This is a genomic window from Kiritimatiellia bacterium (assembly GCA_025054615.1).
GTDB lineage: Bacteria > Verrucomicrobiota > Kiritimatiellia > CAIVKH01 > CAIVKH01 > JANWZO01.
Map to the genome: position 1 here is coordinate 21,726 of JANWZO010000021.1, position 17,835 is coordinate 39,560.

Annotated in this window: 11 protein-coding genes; 7 read left to right on the forward strand and 4 right to left on the reverse strand. The window is 59.8% G+C overall.

What is annotated here, in order from left to right:
• The first annotated feature begins 605 nt into the window (after nucleotides 1-605).
• Nucleotides 606-1,271: an HAD family hydrolase gene (locus tag NZ740_09185; protein ID MCS6772181.1), complete on the forward strand. Its 666-nt coding sequence runs from the start codon at nucleotides 606-608 to the stop codon at nucleotides 1,269-1,271.
• Between the two features lie 12 nt (nucleotides 1,272-1,283).
• On the opposite strand, the gene recG is transcribed toward NZ740_09185, so the two are convergent.
• Nucleotides 1,284-3,371 carry an ATP-dependent DNA helicase RecG gene (gene recG, locus NZ740_09190; GenBank protein MCS6772182.1) on the reverse strand — a complete coding sequence of 696 codons (2,088 nt, stop codon included), beginning with the start codon at nucleotides 3,369-3,371 and terminating at the stop codon, nucleotides 1,284-1,286.
• A gap of 185 nt (nucleotides 3,372-3,556) precedes the next feature.
• Between recG and NZ740_09195 the strand changes: the two genes are divergently transcribed.
• Complete coding sequence (locus NZ740_09195; GenBank protein MCS6772183.1) at nucleotides 3,557-4,255, forward strand: hypothetical protein; 699 nt, start codon at nucleotides 3,557-3,559, stop codon at nucleotides 4,253-4,255.
• Nucleotides 4,256-4,475: 220 nt separating this feature from the next.
• Here the strand turns inward: NZ740_09195 and NZ740_09200 are convergent, their stop codons facing one another.
• On the reverse strand, nucleotides 4,476-8,717 hold the full coding sequence (locus NZ740_09200) for a beta-galactosidase (GenBank protein ID MCS6772184.1): 4,242 nt from the start codon (nucleotides 8,715-8,717) through the stop codon (nucleotides 4,476-4,478).
• A 151-nt stretch (nucleotides 8,718-8,868) separates the two neighbouring features.
• Here NZ740_09200 and NZ740_09205 point away from each other — a divergent pair, with 151 nt between their 5' ends.
• The 4 genes from NZ740_09205 (at nucleotide 8,869) to NZ740_09220 (ending at nucleotide 13,731) form a co-directional block, all read left to right on the forward strand.
• Nucleotides 8,869-10,218 (forward strand): MFS transporter, encoded by a 1,350-nt coding sequence (locus tag NZ740_09205; GenBank protein MCS6772185.1) that lies wholly within the window; start codon nucleotides 8,869-8,871, stop codon nucleotides 10,216-10,218.
• A complete protein-coding gene (locus NZ740_09210) occupies nucleotides 10,215-11,198 on the forward strand; it encodes a hypothetical protein (GenBank protein MCS6772186.1) in 984 nt (327 codons plus the stop codon). The genes NZ740_09205 and NZ740_09210 overlap by 4 nt, the downstream gene beginning before the upstream one ends.
• An 18-nt stretch (nucleotides 11,199-11,216) precedes the next feature.
• The gene (locus NZ740_09215) at nucleotides 11,217-13,082 is read left to right on the forward strand and encodes a hypothetical protein (protein ID MCS6772187.1); all 1,866 of its coding nucleotides are present in this window, start codon (nucleotides 11,217-11,219) and stop codon (nucleotides 13,080-13,082) included.
• Nucleotides 13,083-13,197: 115 nt separating this feature from the next.
• Nucleotides 13,198-13,731 carry an O-acetyl-ADP-ribose deacetylase gene (locus tag NZ740_09220; protein ID MCS6772188.1) on the forward strand — a complete coding sequence of 178 codons (534 nt, stop codon included), beginning with the start codon at nucleotides 13,198-13,200 and terminating at the stop codon, nucleotides 13,729-13,731.
• Between the two features lie 91 nt (nucleotides 13,732-13,822).
• On the opposite strand, the gene NZ740_09225 is transcribed toward NZ740_09220, so the two are convergent.
• Both NZ740_09225 and NZ740_09230 read right to left on the reverse strand, forming a co-directional pair.
• Nucleotides 13,823-15,211 carry a hypothetical protein gene (locus NZ740_09225; protein MCS6772189.1) on the reverse strand — a complete coding sequence of 463 codons (1,389 nt, stop codon included), beginning with the start codon at nucleotides 15,209-15,211 and terminating at the stop codon, nucleotides 13,823-13,825.
• 214 nt (nucleotides 15,212-15,425) lie between these two features.
• Complete coding sequence (locus tag NZ740_09230; GenBank protein ID MCS6772190.1) at nucleotides 15,426-16,286, reverse strand: glycosyltransferase family 2 protein; 861 nt, start codon at nucleotides 16,284-16,286, stop codon at nucleotides 15,426-15,428.
• 135 nt (nucleotides 16,287-16,421) lie between these two features.
• Between NZ740_09230 and NZ740_09235 the strand changes: the two genes are divergently transcribed.
• On the forward strand, nucleotides 16,422-17,835 hold a 1,414-nt coding region (locus tag NZ740_09235), incomplete at its 3' end, for a hypothetical protein (protein ID MCS6772191.1).

Consider the following 17,835-nt stretch of genomic DNA (forward strand, 5'->3'; position numbering starts at 1 on the left):
ACCGAATCCGCAGTCATTTACTCCGCCATACAGCGTGTGATTGGCGCGCCATGAAGGTATTTTGATACGGATGCCCCCGAATACCAACGCGTACACGCGGTGAGCGCGCGATCCAGATTCCGGGCGAAACCGCCAGCTTGAAGCCTGAATCGACTCGCATTGATGCGATCAAGCGCAGAAGCGAAATCCAGAACCCGTTCCCAAATTACGACGGGACCGAACACTTCTTCCGCATGCAGTTCTGCATCCGGCGGAAGGCCCTCGAACATAGTGGCATCGATTATCGTTCCCCGCCGGGTCCCGCCGCACAACAGGAGCGCGACGCGTCCCGCGTCCGATGAGATCCACGCCTCAATCGGTCCACCAAGGGCCCCCAGTCGCCCGGACTGCCGAGAAACCCGTGCAAACACAGGATGCGAACCATATGCAGACAATTATCGGCTCCGCGGCCGTGCGCCAGCAGTAGGACTGTCCTGCGGTTCGGCGAATGTCCCGCAGAAATCGTTTGAACTCTGCTAAACAACCCACATCAGCGAAAGCTCGGATGGAGGATTCGGCGCCGATGCTGAGCCACGGCCGCGAAGATGCTACCTTGTACTGAGGCCATGACGACTCCTCCTCAAATTCAACATGTAGTTTGGGACTGGAACGGGACGTTGTTGGACGACACCGCGTTATGCATCGAGATTATGAACGGACTTTTGGCGGAGCGAGGGCTACCGCTGTTGGACGAGGCGAGATACCGGCGGTTGTTTGATTTCCCGGTGATCGAATACTACCGGCGGCTCGGCTTCGATTTCTCGCGGGATCCGTTCGACGTGGTCGGCGCGGAATTCATCCGGCGTTATGAGGCGCGCCGGTCCGAGGCGCCGCTTCAGCCGCGGGCGCGGGAGACTTTGGCGGCGTTGAAGGGGGCGGGGTTCGCACAGCATGTGCTGTCGGCCTATCACGCCGGTACCCTTGAAACTCTTCTTGCGGAAAAAGGCGTGCGCGATTTTTTCGAAGATGTCGTGGGCAGTGACAACGTGTATGCCCATGGCAAACTCGACCAGGGCCGCGAATGGATTCAGCGTCGTCGCCTTAACCCGTCGGAGGTCCTTCTCATAGGCGATACGAGGCATGATTTTGAGGTGGCGAGGGCGATGGGTTGCCTTTGCCTTTTGGTGGCCGACGGCTATCACCCCCGCGAGAAGCTCGAGCCGCTTGGCGCACCTGTTGTCGACGATCTGCGAGGTGTCTGCGAATTTCTTGGCCTTCCGGAGGGCAGCTAACCGCCGTGGCCCTCAACCGACTTTCACGAATGGCTCTGCCGCGCGGTACAGCGCGCGAGCGGCCTCTCGCAGCCGTTGATGTTCCGGCCGCTGCAGGTGCGGGTCCTCATCGATGAGGCGGAACGCCTCTCTGCGGGCTGATTCGAGCAGCGCGACGTCCTGAAGAGGGTCCGCGTTCCGGAACAGCATGGCACCGCTTTGCTCGCGGCCTAACAAATTTCCCATCCCGCGGATCCGAAAATCTTCTTCGGCGATCCGGAAACCGTCATGCGTTTGCTCCAGCACTTTCAGACGTTTCCAGGCCTCTTTGGTTTTCGGATCGCCCTGAAGAATGCAGAAGGACTTGTTCTCTCCGCGCCCGATCCGCCCCCGGAGCTGGTGCAACTGGGCCAGACCGAAACGCTCCGCATGTTCGATCAGCATTACCGTGGCGTTGGGGACATCCACACCCACCTCAATGACGGTGGTCGAGACTACCACGTCGATCTCGCCTCGGCGGAACTTCTCCATCACGATGTCTCGCTCGGCAGGCGACATTCTTCCGTGAACCAGCCCGAGGCGCAGTCCGGCGAGTGGGCCGGCCCGCAGCTCCTCGAACATTTGCGTAGCCGCGCGAACCTCGAGTTGTTCCGACTCTTCCACCAAGGGGTAAACCACGTACGCCTGGCGCCCCTTCGCCACCTGTTTGCGAATAAAGTCGTAGGCCAACGGAAGCTGCTGGGAGCGGATCACCCGTGTTTCAGGCGGCTGGCGGCCCGGAGGCTTCTGCCGAATGATGGTTACATCGAGATCGCCATACCATGTCATCGCGAGGGTCCGCGGGATAGGGGTCGCCGTCATGACCAGCACGTGAGGCTGCGTGCCTTTTCTGTACAACCGCCCGCGTTGTTCTACTCCGAACTTGTGCTGTTCGTCGATAATGACCAGCCCGAGTTCCCGGAATTCGACCTGCTCCTGAATCAGGGCATGAGTGCCAGCGACCAGATGGATCCGACCTTCCGCCACCTGCTGGCGAACCAAGGCCTTTTCCCGCTCACCGAGGCTTCCAATCAGCAACGCCGACCGGATGCCCAGTGGATGCAAGTATCTTTCAAAGGTTCGCGCGTGCTGTTGGGCCAGCAATTCCGTGGGCGCCATCATGGCGACCTGCAAGCCGCATTCGATGGCGTCCGCGGCGGCGCAGGCCGCCACGATGGTTTTGCCGGACCCGACATCGCCCTGCAGTAGGCGGTGCATCGGGTGTGGCCGGGCCATATCGGAGAGGATTTCGGAGAGCGCGCGGCGCTGATCTTCTGTCAGCGTGAACGGCAGTGAGGCGAGGAGCTGTTCGCGGAGCCTGCCGGCAGCCTGAATGGGGCGACCTTCAACTTCGCGCTCCAACCGCCTTTTTTTGGCGGCTAACACCAGTTGCATGCACAAAAACTCCTCAAACACGAGGCGGGCGCGAGCCCTCGCCGCCTGTTCCAACTCATCTGGAAAGTGCACCTCGCGAAGAGCCCGGCGCAGCTCCGGCAACTGCCATCGAAGCCTTGTCGACTCCGGTAGGGGGTCTTCCAGTCCGGGCGAATAGATTTCGAGCGCATTCCACACCATTCGGCGGAGCGCCCGCTGGCCCAGTTGTTCCGTCGAAGGATAGACGGGCACAATACGCCCGATATTGAGCAGGTCGCTTTCCCCGTCGTGAACGCGCTCCAGTTCCGGATGTTCGAGGAGGAGCGCGCCTCGTGACCTCACGGCGCGACCGTACAAAATCAGACGGACCCCCGGCGCGAGCTGGTCCTTTAGGTAAGGCGCGTTATACCAGCGACAGCGCGCGACCCCGGTCGCATCGGACACGATCGCGTCGAAGTGCCCCTTCCCGGCGCCGATGGATTTCCAGTCCGCCCGAGATACCTGAACGTGTACGGCGGCCCATTCCCCGTGTTGCAGGTCGCGCAAGGGCCGGAATGTGCGGCGATCCTCGTAGCGGCGCGGGAGTGTGAGCAACAGATCGCGGACCGTGTGAATGTCCAGCCGCGCAAGGAGCGCCGCGCGGTTCGCACCCACGCCTTTGAGATATTGGACGGGCGTACTCCAATCCAAGGACCTAAATTCCTTCACGCTGGCTGACTCCGGTCCGCGAAACGGCTTCGGGACCGATTTAGCACGATTGTCCCCCACGCTGACAACCTCGCGACTGCCCACCGACCATGCGATTCGGGGGCGTGATTTCGCGTGTTCCGTTCTCGAGATCCGCATATGCTAGGGCGTTGCGCGCGGCCGCGACTACGGATCTCGCGATCAGCATGAACCCTCTGTATTACAATGAGCTCCGGCCGAGCCATCGGAGGTGCAGGGAGCACTACAGGCGGACCCTCGCGATGGGGCTGGTGCCGTTGCTGATCGCGTTATACCTCGCCAGGGCGTACCATCCCCACATCGGGCCCGGTTTGTTGGCAAATGCGGGACTGGCCCTCTCTGGCATCCTGTTTCTGTGGGGCGTCCGCAACCTGCAATTCGAGGCGCCGGCCACCCGGTGGGGCCGCTGGATCGCCGCCCGATTAAATGACCTGTTTCCCCCCGTGGTCATCGTCCTGCAGGGCTGGTTTGTGATTCTTGCTGTCGGCCTACTCTGGTTCGCAATCCTCGGCCTCGGACTGCCGGCGACGGCGCTAGACACGGGCCTGCTGTTCCTATTCATCGTGTTTTCAACTCTCTTGCGGTTACTGGCCGGAACGCAACCCCAACACCCTAGCGCAAGGCGCCTGCTCTTCCAGAAAGGGCTCGCCTGTTTGAACCGCATCGCGGCCGCGGTGTTCTTCGCCCGTCTGTTTACGCTGGTCACTGCGCCGCCGGAGGCCGGCTCCGGCTCCAACGTGCTCGCCATTCTTATATGGATTTTGGCGATCTTGGTCATTCTCGCGGCGATAGTCTTGTTCGCCGACTTTCTGGTCCGAAAAATGCCGAGGCATTTCTCGGCGCCGCCTGAGGATTCACTCGACTGATTCCGGCCCTGCCAGGCCGCGCCGGTTGGCTCCTGCCATCTGAGAACGCCTGGATTGCGTAGAAATCCCGCGGCTTCTCACTCGCCCAGATCCGCGATCAAATCTAGCGCGGTTCAAATTCCCTTCACTATTCGCCGGTCGGGAATGCAATCAACCCGGCTGCCTGTGGTCGGAATGGCGCCGATCCAAGAATGGCATGCCGTCCGGCGGCGGCTGCGGCTTACCAGCGGTAATAACGATACGGCTCGTCGCCGTCCTCGAAATCATCGCGGTAATCGGTCGCGTACAGAGGCGGGGCCTGATCCTGCGCAATCATCGCGCGGATGAACATCTCTTCCTCCCGCCCGTGAATGCCGCCCTCACGGTCAGGCGCGAACTGGCGCACGGCCAGCACATTCGGTCCCGCCTTGACGTACTCGCCGGCGATTCGATAGCTGCGCGGATAATTCCATGCGTCTTTCTGGGAGGCGTCGGTGGAGCCGATCGGCCGGCCGTTCCAGAATGTCGTGTCATAACTTTTGATGCGGCCCGGATTCACGACGAGTACCTTGCCTTCCCATTCCGGCGGGATTTCCACGACGCGCCGCCAGACCACCTCACCGCTTTGCTCCGTGAGGGGCGGATACCACCCGGGCAGATTGAAGGTGTCCCAGCCGGAATCATCGTAGTCCGGCCGGACCATCGCCTGCGCCTCGGGGGAAATTCCAGGGTCGGGATGGGCTTGATCCCAATGCACTGCCGGAAGCGGTTTGGTGATTTTCACTTTCCACGGTCCCGCAAGAGAGATTCGAGTGGGCAGCGGACGGAAAATGCGTTCATCCGCCCTGAACATGGCGCCCAGATTGGCGAGAATTTGCGCGGTCGCGCGCAGTTGGCGCCAACGCGTAAGGCGGAAATACTGATTTTTCTCCGCATTCAGCGCGGCAGGGTCGAGCTGGGAATAAACGGCGACCCCTCGACCGACGCGTTTCACCGAAAGCAACGACGACCAATCGTTTCCGCCTTCCGCTAAGACGGGGTGGTTTCGATGGGTGCGGAAGTGAAGGTCGGAAATGCCAATTCCGGCCAACGCGGTTTCGGCAGGGGGCGGCGGCTCATCGGCCCCATGAAACCGCTCTCGAACGGTGATTTTGGCGCCGAAATGATCCTCGGCGGCTGCGGCCGCCGGCAGGATTAGCGCGCGGCCCCCGCGCTCGAGAAAAGCGTTCAGGGACGTCTCGTCCACGGGCGCTCCGGGTCCGATCACGACAACGCCGGCCTGATCGGGAAGCGCGGTTGCCGGCGTATACAGGACCCCCAGTTCATCGAGGAGCGCCTTGCCGCTGGGCCCGCCGAGATAGCTCACTGGCCCCACTCTCGGCGATGCGGGCGCAGTGGCGACCCGATCCAGGATGCGCCGCGAAAGCAGTTCAGCGACCGGATCGGCCGGCGCCTGGTCCTCGAGGTCAAGTGCGCAGAACGTCAGCCGCCCTCTCCCGTAATCCAGCTCCATCAGCGGCGTGTAGGCCATGTCAAACTCGCATTCCATCAGGGGGCGCCAGCCGCTGAAGTGTGGTTTTTCGACCGGCGCGCTGGCGACGGAATGCCGATTGCCCCAGCGCCAGACGGAATAGGGGGTCATGTCCTTCGGGTAAACCGGATACGGATCGAGCAATGTGCCAGACCCCCGCCAATCGCGCAGATCGTCGGTCGTCAACCCCTCGAACAAGGGGTGGCCGGGCTGCACGGGAAACACGCGGCGGGTTACGTGTCTCGACACACGAAAACCGACATTGCGGCGGAGCCAATCGGGGTGTTGGGACATCATCAGGGCGCGCCCGCCGTTGCGAACGAATGCTGCAAAGTCGCCAGGCGGCCGCGCGCCCGGCGCCGTAAAGGCTTCCCGACCGATCACGAGTGGAAGCGGGGACGATCTGGTTCCATCCCAGTCGACCGCCTTGATCCCCATCGATTCCAGCCAGTTTTTCGTTTTGCCGACGGGATCCCACACCAGCACTTCTTTCGTCTTCGGCGCAGGCGGCGCAGCGTGGATGCGAATGGCGAATTCGTCCCGATGTTCGATCCCACCGATTTTGGCTTTGAGAACGAGTCTCGCGTCCAGAGCGCTGCTGCCGCGAAGGGCCGGCACCCGGAATCGGATCGGTTCGCGGAGCGTCTGCGCCGATGCGATCACTCCGGTTGCCGATTTTTCCTCGACCACGCGGTCGCCGATCACGAGGGACCATGTGGCCTCCCACGGCTGCTCCTCACGCGTGTCGTTGATGAAAACGGCTTGTTTGAAGATGGTCTCGCCCGGCCGGTATAGGTGAGTCTGATCGTAGAGTGGACTGCCGGAAATCCACGCAAGGGTAGGTCCGTTGTTTTCCTTCAACGCCTGGGCCATGCCCAGGGGTTCCCAGCCGGCGTCGGGCCTCAAATAGCCCGCTCGGCGGGCATTGATGGATTCTGCCCATGCACCGCGACGGCCCGGGGTCGGGGATAGCGGAAGATTCTCCGGCGGTCGACCCGCAAACCCCTGCGCATCGAGCGCCCAGGGGATCATGCCGCCGGTAACGCCGGCCGCGCGCCAGTGGCGCCACGTTTCTCGGACGAACAGCCGCTGCAACTCATGAAAAACTGGATTGTGCTCAATTGCGGGGTCCAGGTGGGTGTTTTCCCATTTCATGTTTCCGATGAATTTGCTGGCGATCATGCTGCGATAAATCTCGGTTTCCTTTCGGTACGCATCGGGACCGAGATAAATCGCGCAGAATTCCGTCAGCCACGGTTCGCTCTGCTGGGCCAGACTAAATGGCTTGCGGCCCCGCATCATGGTGGTGTGCAATGGCGTGCCGAATTCGATCCCAATGTAGGGCATGACCCCGAATTTGACGAAATCGCTCAACCACTCGATGCGCTCCTGGAGTGGTGCCATCAGCAGATAGTGGTTGATCGTATAAATGTCGCCCATGAAGTTTCCGGCGTGAGTAAAGACCGGACGGGTCGGGTCGGCGGCCCGGATCATCGCCAACCCCTCTTCGCCGGGCGGATGTATGTTTTTGCGCGGGAAACCCGTACGCTGGCCGATCATCCGAGGGTCTTGGTCGGCGTGCTGGTTGAAGAAGTTGCCAGTGGTGCCCCAGATCAAAATCGAGGGATAATTTCGGAAGCGGCGCAATTCCGCCTCCATCGTGCGGCGATAGCGCTCTTTGACGCCGGGCTGATCCCAGATGATTTCGCTTTTTTCGCCGAGGATAAATCGCTGCATGCCAATAACCGGCCCCATCAGCGGCATGCCGATTTCATCCGCGCGCTCCGCGATCAGTTCGCGGTGACCGAACGGACTGCCCCGCCTGTTGTGGTCGTTTGGCCAGAGTTGCAGAATGTTGAATCCGAAATCGAGAGCGCCGCGCAGAACGCCGTCGATCTCTTCCACCACAAAGCTCTCGTTCATCAACTGAGGCCGAAGCCGGATCTCTCGTCCGTTGAGGTAAAACGAGCGGCCCTCGATCCAAAACTCTCGAAACCCAAATCGCTGGCGGTATTCATCGCGGATGCCAGGCCCTTCGACGGCGAGCAAGAGATCGTAGAGTTCCGGGCGTCCGACGTCCCATAAACGCGGATCGGGCCATTCCCACTCAGCGCGAATCTTTTGAACGGCGGCGGCCGCCACCATTTGCGTCGCAGTGAACACGCGTTCCTCCCGGCCGTCCGGCGCCAGCATGCGGGCGGTGAGCGCGACAGGTCCGGCCTGGCGAACGCCGGTCAGCTCGATATCGAGCGCGATGGTTTTCTTCCGGGTTGACGTCTTCACAAAGACGTCACTGACGGCGGCGCCGCGCGGTTCGCTAACCAGAAAGACCTCGCCAATGAGGCCCGCGGACTCGACGCGCGCGCGGCGTCGCGTCTCCAGATCGGTAGCATAACCCATCCAGTCGATCTCGGTGCCCTCGTCAGGCTCCGCGATCACGAGAACCCTGACCCGGGAAGTCGCGCCGGGCGCCGCGAGCTCCGTAATGTCGACACGGCCGTAGGGCCACGCCACCTCACCTGCGGGGCGTCCGTTCACCCAGACCCGGGCATCCGTGCTGACACGGCGAAAATCGAGCAACACCCGCCGGCCCTGCCACGCTTCCGGCACCACGATGGCTCGCTCATACCAGCCGCGCCGCAGGTCTTTGGCACGATCCCCTCCGCCAAACACCTTCCAAATTTCTCCAGTGCCGCGCTGCCGAATCCGCGGGGGGCGCCCGCCCGAATGGCCTTCCGACAGCCACATGCCCGGCACCGGCATGAGTCCCCAGTCATCGGTGGGCTGTTTTTCCGCATCGCCAATGGCCGGCTGGAATTTCCATAAGCCGTTCAACACAATCCGACCGCGCGTTGCGCTCAGCGGCTCGGTCGGACCTTGATCCGTGGGAACGGGCTGGGCGGTGGCCAGCAGAGGGAAGACAACTGCGAGCAAAACAGATTGATACTTCATGAAATGATTCTAGGGATAACGACCGAGCGAGGTCGAGAGCGTTTGTTGAGTTCAGGACCCACCAAAGGGCGGAGCCGACCTAGTCCGTTAGCTTACCAGTATAACCCGAATTGAATCGTAAGTCGGACTCGGCGTCCGTATGATGATCAATATGTTGTTGATCGAATCCCAACACAAACAGATTCCATGGCGATGGATTCTTCTGCTGGTTGCGCTGCAGCAGACGCGGATTTTTGTGATCTTCGCCGCCGGCAGCATGACCTTCACGATGCGGAAGTTCATCGAATCGCCGCTAATCATCAATTCCGTGTCGAGCCTCGACGTGCTGTTTAACATGCTCGTCGCCGCGCCCTGCCTCTATTACAGCGACCGGATCTGGACGCGCTTCGGGCGACGGCTCCCCTTTATTCTCGCATCGTTTGTGGTCCTTGCGGTCGTCTTGTTTCTTTTGCCCCTGGCCGGAAGCGCCGTACCGATGGGTCTTCTCGTGGTCCTCTATCTAATTTTCTGGGACGTCGGATCAACCTTCGACACGTTATTAATGGAGATCATCCCTCCTCAGCAGCGCGGACGCGCGGCAGCGATCGGCCAGTGGTTTTTCAACGCGGCCATCATGATCAACGCGATTGTGATCACTGGACGCTTTGATGATGTTTTTCACGGGGCGGGATTCACGTTCCGAGGAGAGCAACTGATCTATTGGTGGGGCGCCACATGCATCCTCTTCTGCGCGATTTTTCTCGGCCTTTTCGTAAGGGAACGAAAGCCACTGACGCCTCCGCCGCCCGACTATGGTGGCGGTTTTACAGGCGCCATGCGCTCATTATTCGGCGAAAAGACCTTGTGGCCCGTTTACTTGCTCGTCTTTTCGATCATCCTCATGCAGACCGGCCTTGGCGCGATTGATCCGTTGCTAATGACGGAGCAATGGGGCTATTCGAAACAGGACATGGGGACCAATATATTCGTCGGCGGAATCATCAATCTGGCCATCATCATCCCGTTGGTCGGCATCATCTCGGACAAAATGAGCCGGCTCACGATGTTTTCGATCGGCGTCATCGGCCAGTTGCTGTTTCAAATTGCGTATTACGTATTTGTGCAGTTCATCCTGCCTGACCAGCGGCCCTCGATTGCGCAAATCATCTTTTTTGGGCAATGCATGTCGGCGATCAGCCAACTTTCTCAAATCGCCATGATGCCGCTCATCTACGAATTCATTCCAAGGGACAAGATGGGGACCGCGCAGGCAGGGCTGAACTTTGTGCGAAGCATCACGCGCCTGCTGACCTTGAACGGGATCGGGCTTTGGGTAACCTGGTATTCGAAGCTGTTTATGCCGCCGGGCACCTATAATTACTTCAGCGGCTACTTGTTCATGATCTTGATGGGGCTGATCGGCTGCTCGATCCTTCTGTACTTTGCGCGCCAGGTGAAGGCGGGCAAAATTCAGCGGCTCGGCATCACCCAGTTCAAGCCGGTTGAGGAGGCGAAAGGATGAACCTGCTTCGCCTCGCCGCGCTGCCCTTGATCGGCGTCCTATTGATTGCGCTGTCGATCCGGCTGCACCGCGAACAACTTCGCTTGCGTTTAGAAGGCGTCAAAACCGCGGGCTTGATCGACGGCATGGCGATTCATCGGGGCGGCGGGTATGACGTGGTGAGCCGCTTCGATGTCGATTTAAGCCTGCGGCTCGCCGACGGGACGGTCCAACAGGCGAGGTTTCGAAACGGGGAGCCGATGGATCCGCTCCCCGACAACGAGAAGGAGGCTCAACGTCTGCGGCAGGCGGCGCTCGACGACGTCGAACGGCTCCGATGGCTGCTCCGCCGCGAGTCCCGGCGGCCGGATGATCCGCGACGCGTTGTTGCACTCACGAAAACGGAAACTGTCACCGGCTACTTCGGACTCAAAACTCTCCCCCCACGTTTCATCGTACGTGACGGCATCGTTCATCCTGATCCGGCTGGCGAGGCGCAAATTTCCGAAGTCATCACCCGCGTTGAGATGGTTGGCGATCCCCAGCGCGTCCGCGAGAACAAGGGCGACTGGTTGGTTTCCTTCTCACAAATTCGAGGCGGGGAGCCGTACACGCCAGCCAAACGGAATTTTTTGCTGCATTGTGAACCCTATTCGACCGTGTTTCGGCCGGTCTTTCAGTACACAGTGAACGGAATCGAGTATGCCGCTATTTCCCACATTGGCCGCCATGGCGGACCCACGCTCGCCCTGCGGTTGTTTCACCGTTGTTGGGTGTATTACGACCCGAACGCCCCGGAAAACGCCCTGTTGATGGCGGACCCCGGCCCGGTGGACGGAAAGCCGTTAGACTGGTTCAGCCGATTTTGCGAAGGGCTCTTTGCGCAGTGGGGAACCGCCTCCCTCATCATTTTCGCCGGATCGATCTTCATCGCATGCGGGCTGATTCTCATTTCGCTCGGGGTCTCCCCAAGCCGGTCGCTGATCCACCAGTCTTCCTAACGTCCGAGCGAGAAAAACATGTTGCGGCTCCATCCTCTGTTGCAAGACCACGCTATCATCCAGGCGGACCGGCCCCTTGAGATCCGCGGCCTGGGGCGCCCTCGAGAATCGATTGAGGTTTCACTCGGCCGACATCGCACACGGGTGACCGCTGGAGAAGACGGCCGATGGACGGTCGAATTTCCCGCCGTCCCCGCGGGTGAGGAACTTGACCTTACAGCTTCCGGCGCCTCTGAAACGGTCGAGGCCCGCCGCCTCCTCGCCGGCGATGTGTGGTTGTGCTCGGGCCAGTCGAACATGGAGTGGCAGCTTGAGCTGCTGCCGCATGCTCGATCCGATGTGGAATCTGCGAATGACCCTTGGACACGTTTCTTCGTCGTCGAACGCTCCAATGAGCGGACGCCGGTCGATTCGGTGCGCGGACAATGGCGGCATGGGGTTCGGGACCACGTGGGCAAGTGTTCTGCGGTCGCCTGGTATTTTGCCCAGCGCGTACGCCGCGAAACAGGCCGGCCTGTCGGCCTGATCGTTTCAGCCTGGGGGGGCACCAGCATCCTTGCTTGGATGTCTCTTGAAACATTGAAACAACGATCTGAATACGCCTCGCACGTCGCGGAATATGAAGCCGCGAGATCCACGCATGAGCGGGTCAACATGTCGCCCCATCCCTATTTTCCGCGATTGCCGGAAGCCGCCGGATGGGAAGACCCCGATTTCGACGACCGCCTCTGGCAAACCCTTCGCGTGCCCTGCCCATGGCAGCAACAGGGCTGGTATTTCAACGGGGTGGTCTGGTACCGCGTGCGCATCCGGCTGCCCGAGGAATGGATTGGCCGCCCGCTCACGCTGAATCTCGGAGTGGTGGATGATTTCGACGAAACCTACGTCAATGGCGAACGCGTGGGCGGGCTGGGACCGGAGTGCCCGGAAGCCTACAAAACGCCTCGCTGTTATCCGGTGCCCGCCTCGCTGACCCAAGGGGGCACGCTGGTCATCGCCGTTCGGGTTTTCGACCACTGGGGCGAGGGCGGTATGATGACCCCCGGCAACCTCCATCCGGAGGGTCGGCCCGATGAGGCCATCCCCCTTCCGTCGATATGGATCGCCAAACCGGAAGCGGAACTCCGCTGGCGCACGGGATCCATCGCCCTCGCGCCTAGCGAGCTGTACAACGGAATGATCCATCCTCTCATCGGCTACCCACTTCGGGGTGTCTTGTGGTATCAGGGCGAAAGCGACGTGCGCCGCGCGCAAAGGTATCGAAAACTTCTGCCTGACTTTATTGCCTCCATACGCAGCGCTTGGAACGATCCTCGTCTTCCATTCGGGCTTGTCCAGCTCGCTTCTTACATGCCGACCCAGCCCGTGCCGGTCGAAAGCGAGTGGGCCGAACTGCGCGAGGCACAATGGCTGACATCTCGCGAGTTGTCCGATATCGGATTAATTTCGGCGATGGACCTCGGCGACGCTTTGGACGTTCACCCGGGCCGAAAGCAACCGGTTGGCGAGCGCCTTGCCGGGTGGGCGCTTGCGGCCGTGTATAGCCGCGCCGACATCGATTGGCGACACCCGGAATGGGAATCCGCCGAGACCGGAGGACGCTCCATTCTCCTGCGTTTCCGATACTGCGGAGCTGGATTGCGCACGACCGACGGCGCGGCGCCACGCGGATTTCAAATTGCCGGTTCCAACCGAACCTGGAAATGGGCGCTTGCGAGAGTGGCGGCTCCGAACGCAATCGCGGTGCATCACCCGGACATTTCGGACCCTGTCGCTGTGCGGTACGCATGGCAATCAAATCCTGACGCCAATGTGGTCGGCGCCAACGGTTTGCCACTCCTTCCGTTTCGCACAGATGCGTGGCCGCTGATCACTCCGCCGTAATTCGACCCGCCGCTAGAAGCCCTCAGCACGCGGCGCCCGTGCGCCCGGAGGAGCTGCGGAAGAAGAGGCAGTTGCAGCTCTGCATACCGACCACTACCCTTATCAACGACAAGCCATGAAATTGCGGATTGAGCACGGCGACATTACAACCCTAACGGTCGACGCGATCGTCAATGCGGCGAATTCATCCTTGCTGGGTGGCGGAGGCGTCGATGGCGCGATTCATCGCGCGGCAGGCCCCGAACTGCTTGAGGAATGCCGTCGGCTGGGCGGCTGCCCAACCGGCGAGGCGCGAATCACCAAGGGCTACCGCTTGCCGGCCCGCTATGTGATTCATGCCGTAGGCCCCGTTTGGCGCGGCGGCCAATTCGCCGAAGCCGAACAACTGGCCTCGTGTTACCGTTATGCGCTGAGGCTAGCGCGCGAACACCATTGCCGGTCGATCGCCTTCCCCTGCATCAGCACCGGGGCCTATCGTTTCCCGCGCGAGGCCGCCGCCCGCATCGCGGTGGAGACCGTGCGCGCCGAGGCCCCACACCTGCCGGAAGAGTTCGATGTGATCTTCTGCTGTTTTCTCAAGGAAGATTTTGACATCTACCAGCGCCTGCTGTCGGCCCCCAATGGAGCCGCCCCGCCTTCAGCGGCCTGAGCAAACAACGCGATTTTCCACCCCCCGCCCTTTCGATCGGAGCAGGGAAAACGCGCGAGGCGTGGTGGCGATCACGCCGTTTCAACACATGCTAGGGATTTTTCTGAATGCGAATGTAGATCGTGCGGTGATGGCCCAGTCCATGCTTGAATGCGTATCCGAGCACATTGGTCGGCGGCGTGGCTGCGATGCCGTTGGTCAGGAGCGTCCACGGACCACTCAGTAGATTGGTCTTGTACCAGACGCTGTAGACCTCTCCGCTTTTTGAGCTCCACGCGAGCAGCTCTGTGCCACCGCCGGTATCTACGAATGCTCGAATCGTCGATTCGAAAACGAGAGGATTGGTTCCTGTTTGAACTTCGTAGCCGTCGGAATAGCTGTCTTCGTCGCTATCGGCCAGCGTAGGCGAGGTTCCGAGCTCAAACTCCGAGAGGTTCGACAACCCGTCTCCATCGGGATCGTCGCCCGGATTCGCACACGTCGCCGTGCCGCAGAGATTGCTTTCCCACCAATTATGAAGTCCATCGCCATCTTGATCAAAATGCGAAGAGGGGGCAACGATCGCAATCAACCTTGGGGGCATACTATCATAAAATTGGTCTCGGTTGAGCGCAACGCGCACCACGTTGGTTAGGTTGGGCAAGATCATGATGTTCGTGTAGTTTGGCCACCCCAAAACGATTACCCGTCCATCGTTGCGCACAGCGGCAGCAACTGTATACCCCGCTGCAATCGAAACGATGTTACTCAGGGAGTTTATGTTTGTGGGAAGACTCAGACCCCACGCGATGATTCGGCCATCTGAACGCAGAGCGAGTGTATAACCTGATGTGCATGCAATTTCGGTGATATTACTTGCCTCGGGTGGAATATTCGTGATTGGGCCGCCTCCGGTGAGACCCCAGACAGCGGGTGTTCCATCGTTTTTGAGAGCAACACTGTGCCACCCTCCGGCGGCCACTTTGATCACGTTCACAAGTCCAGACGGTACTGACGTTTGGCCGTACACGTTGTTGCCCCATGCATAAACGGTGCCGTCGTTGCGAACGGCGAGGGTGTGTTCGCCGCCTGCGCTCACATCCACGACATTGTCCAGAGCCGGCGGTACATTTGTGCGACCCATACCATTGTAACCCCAAGCGAACACCTTCCCATCATTTCTCAACGCCACTGCATGCGCCGCGATGCCATGAACCTTGAGGATGACAGCGGTCCCCAAAACCGATGAAGGCGGCGTGAGTATCCCCCAATTCCAATTACTAGCCGTGCCCCAAACAACCAACTGTCCGTTCGCCTTAATCGCAAACATCGCCGTCCAGGGCACGGCCACAGAGACTACATTTGTCAAGCCCGTAGGTGGATAGAATGGATCCGTTGGTGGAACCGGTTGACCGTCAAGGTCCGTGACCACCACATATCCGCTGATTGCAAAGGCTGTTCCGACTGCGAAAACAACCGCCGAAAGGAGTAAGAATTTCATGTCGATCCTCCTCAAGCTCACATCAGCAATCGGCATGAATTCGCACTTGCTGTGCAAGGTTTTGATCGCTCTGAAGAATTCGTCAATCGTGATTTTTCAAAATCGAACGTCCGATATCTGATCTCCTGTGAATTTCATCGCTACGTGTATCGCGTATCGAGCGAATACCACGGTAGCGGCAGGATCGGGTCATTGAGTGTTACTTTTCGCCCCATTACGGATGCTGAAGACATCTCAGATGACGCCAGCTTTCAATGTGCCGTGGATAGTGCGAAATCATCCAAACCCATTGTTTGAATCGCATCCGTCGGGTCAGCGGCTGGCGACGGGACTCGATGAACCCCAAAAAGGTCTTCTCCCGCGCCCGTTCTCGCGCTTTTTGAGCAACTTCCGGCGGATAAAGCGAGGGGTATGTTCGGATGAGATACTCGACAAACCTCACATGGGCTAGCCATGTTTTGGTATGAAGGGTTCGGTTCGCATCATGCTGGCGATAGAGCAGCAGCGGCTCATCTAGCAGGACCCCACGATAACCGGCGGCAAGCATCTGCATGTAATAATCATAATCTTCGTGGTAGAGGAGCTTCTCCCGATAGCGGAAACGTCGTGCGATCTCACCGCGAAGCAGAGTCGTGGCCGGGACAAAATTGCGGATGGGCAGAAGGGTGGTGTCAAACTGTGGAAAACGGGTGACCCGGTCTATTGAACCGAAAAAACGGCACTGGGTGTAACAATAGGCAATCTGGGGATCCGCCTGTTGCGACAAAAGCGCAAAGGTTTTCTCCAAAAATTTCGGGTCAAGGCGGTCATCGGCATCCAGGTTGACGACATAATCGCCGACCGACATCGCGAATCCGGCATTTCTGACCGCGGGCAGCCCTCGATGCTCAAATCGAACATATCGAACAGGGGGCGGAAAGGATCGCGCAACCTCGCCCGTTCCATCCTGTGAACCATCATCGAGGACTATAATTTCGGTCGGTGGCAAGGTCTGCGATAGCGCACTTTCCAACGCCTCGGCCAGGTAGCGCTCCGCGTTATAGGCCGGAATGATAATGGAGATCTTTGGACGCATGCGGTTGCTCGGCAATCGAGCCACTACCGGCCGGATGACCGCTTGTCAACAAGCATACTCGTCGAATCCTCGGCGTTACCTGTAACATCCGCCGGTCAATTACGGTCGGAATCGTTTTTTTTATGTTATTTGCTTATGAAGCGAATATTTCCCCGCAAGGCCCTTTCTCTCGCCGCCCTTGTTTGGTGCTCGGCGACAGCGTCGATTCATGCCCAGATCTATGAGTCTTTGTTTACCAATCTCTATTACTCATTATTCTTGACGAACACTCTGCGGCTCTACGTGCCCGAAGAATGCGGTCCAACCGGCGTCATGGGCGTGCTGATGTTTTTCAACGGGAGCGGGGAAGACCGCAGATTTATGACGCAAATTCCCTGGGTCCAAAACTTCGCACGTACTCATCGTTTCGCAGTGATGGCTACCGACGGCAACTGGGAACTGGACAATCACAACCGGGCCCAATTTTTCCAGGACCTTACGAACATTTTACGGCTGGCGGAGGCGATTTCCGGCCGCACAAATCTGCTCAATGCGCCCTACATGTTCATGGGCCATTCGTTTGGTGCGTTCTCCGCCAACTATGTGGGGCTGGAAGCCTCGGACCGAACGATCGGATATGTCGCGCATAAAGCCCATTACTGGGATTACGAGTATTATCGAACTCCCTCTTACACGGGTATTTGGAGCCACTTGCCGCTCGCCACAAATATTGCGGGCCGCTATGTGATCGGCGCCTTCGTTCCCGGAGAGCGGGATGGGAACGGCGCGGCGAATCCGTGGAGAGTCCAACACGAAGCCTATCAGTACCTATTGATGGACGGAGGGCAGGTCTCGTTCGCCATCGATTATGACACCGGCCATGATGACACCTTGAATCAAGGCCACGACTTCGGCTTTTCGGTGATGAGCGAAGCCATTCGGCTTCGCCATCCGGGTTTTGTACCGGCGACCGGTTACACGCCGCTGGCGTGGCTGCCCATAACCAATGGCTGGCTGGTTGATCGGGTACTCCTCTCCTCCAATCCGAGCCCCGTCAATCCGAACAGCACGATCGTCGTGCGGCCGTCGTGGCCGACGATGACCAACTTCAGCGCCTACACGGCGCCGCTGACGAATGCGTCGTGGTTGCCGAGCCGGGGTGCGGCGCGCGCGTATCGGGCGTTCACCTCTACGCAGCCGACCTATCAGAAGCGAGTGCCCGCGCCGAAACAGAACCCGCTGGTGATCGAGACACCAGTGAGGTTTCAGCGGTTTCGCGCCGGGGACGCGGTGCGGGTGGTGGCCGACACACGGGAATGGACCGCGGCCAAGCGCATGACGCTGTTTGTCAACGATGTCGAGATAGGCACGCTGACCAACCGGCCGTGGGTGTGGACGGTTCCCAACATCTCCACGGGGGCGCACACGTTGGTGGTGGAGGCCAGCGACGAGCAAGGGACTAACTATGCGGCGTTTGTGTTTATCACCGCAGACGGTCCGCTGACGCGGACCAATCGGTGGACCGGTGGAGCCACCAACAACCATTTTGGGGCTGCTGCCAACTGGTCCG

Excerpts from the sequence above, each read along its gene's own strand:
- NZ740_09185 (MCS6772181.1), top strand. The coding sequence starts at position 606 with ATGACGACTCCTCCTCAAATTCAACATGTAGTTTGGGACTGGAACGGG.
- NZ740_09195 (MCS6772183.1), top strand. The coding sequence starts at position 3,557 with ATGAACCCTCTGTATTACAATGAGCTCCGGCCGAGCCATCGGAGGTGC.
- NZ740_09200 (MCS6772184.1), bottom strand. The coding sequence starts at position 8,717 with ATGAAGTATCAATCTGTTTTGCTCGCAGTTGTCTTCCCTCTGCTGGCC.
- NZ740_09205 (MCS6772185.1), top strand. The coding sequence starts at position 8,869 with ATGTTGTTGATCGAATCCCAACACAAACAGATTCCATGGCGATGGATT.
- NZ740_09210 (MCS6772186.1), top strand. The coding sequence starts at position 10,215 with ATGAACCTGCTTCGCCTCGCCGCGCTGCCCTTGATCGGCGTCCTATTG.
- NZ740_09215 (MCS6772187.1), top strand. The coding sequence starts at position 11,217 with ATGTTGCGGCTCCATCCTCTGTTGCAAGACCACGCTATCATCCAGGCG.
- NZ740_09220 (MCS6772188.1), top strand. The coding sequence starts at position 13,198 with ATGAAATTGCGGATTGAGCACGGCGACATTACAACCCTAACGGTCGAC.
- NZ740_09225 (MCS6772189.1), bottom strand. The coding sequence starts at position 15,211 with ATGAAATTCTTACTCCTTTCGGCGGTTGTTTTCGCAGTCGGAACAGCC.
- NZ740_09230 (MCS6772190.1), bottom strand. The coding sequence starts at position 16,286 with ATGCGTCCAAAGATCTCCATTATCATTCCGGCCTATAACGCGGAGCGC.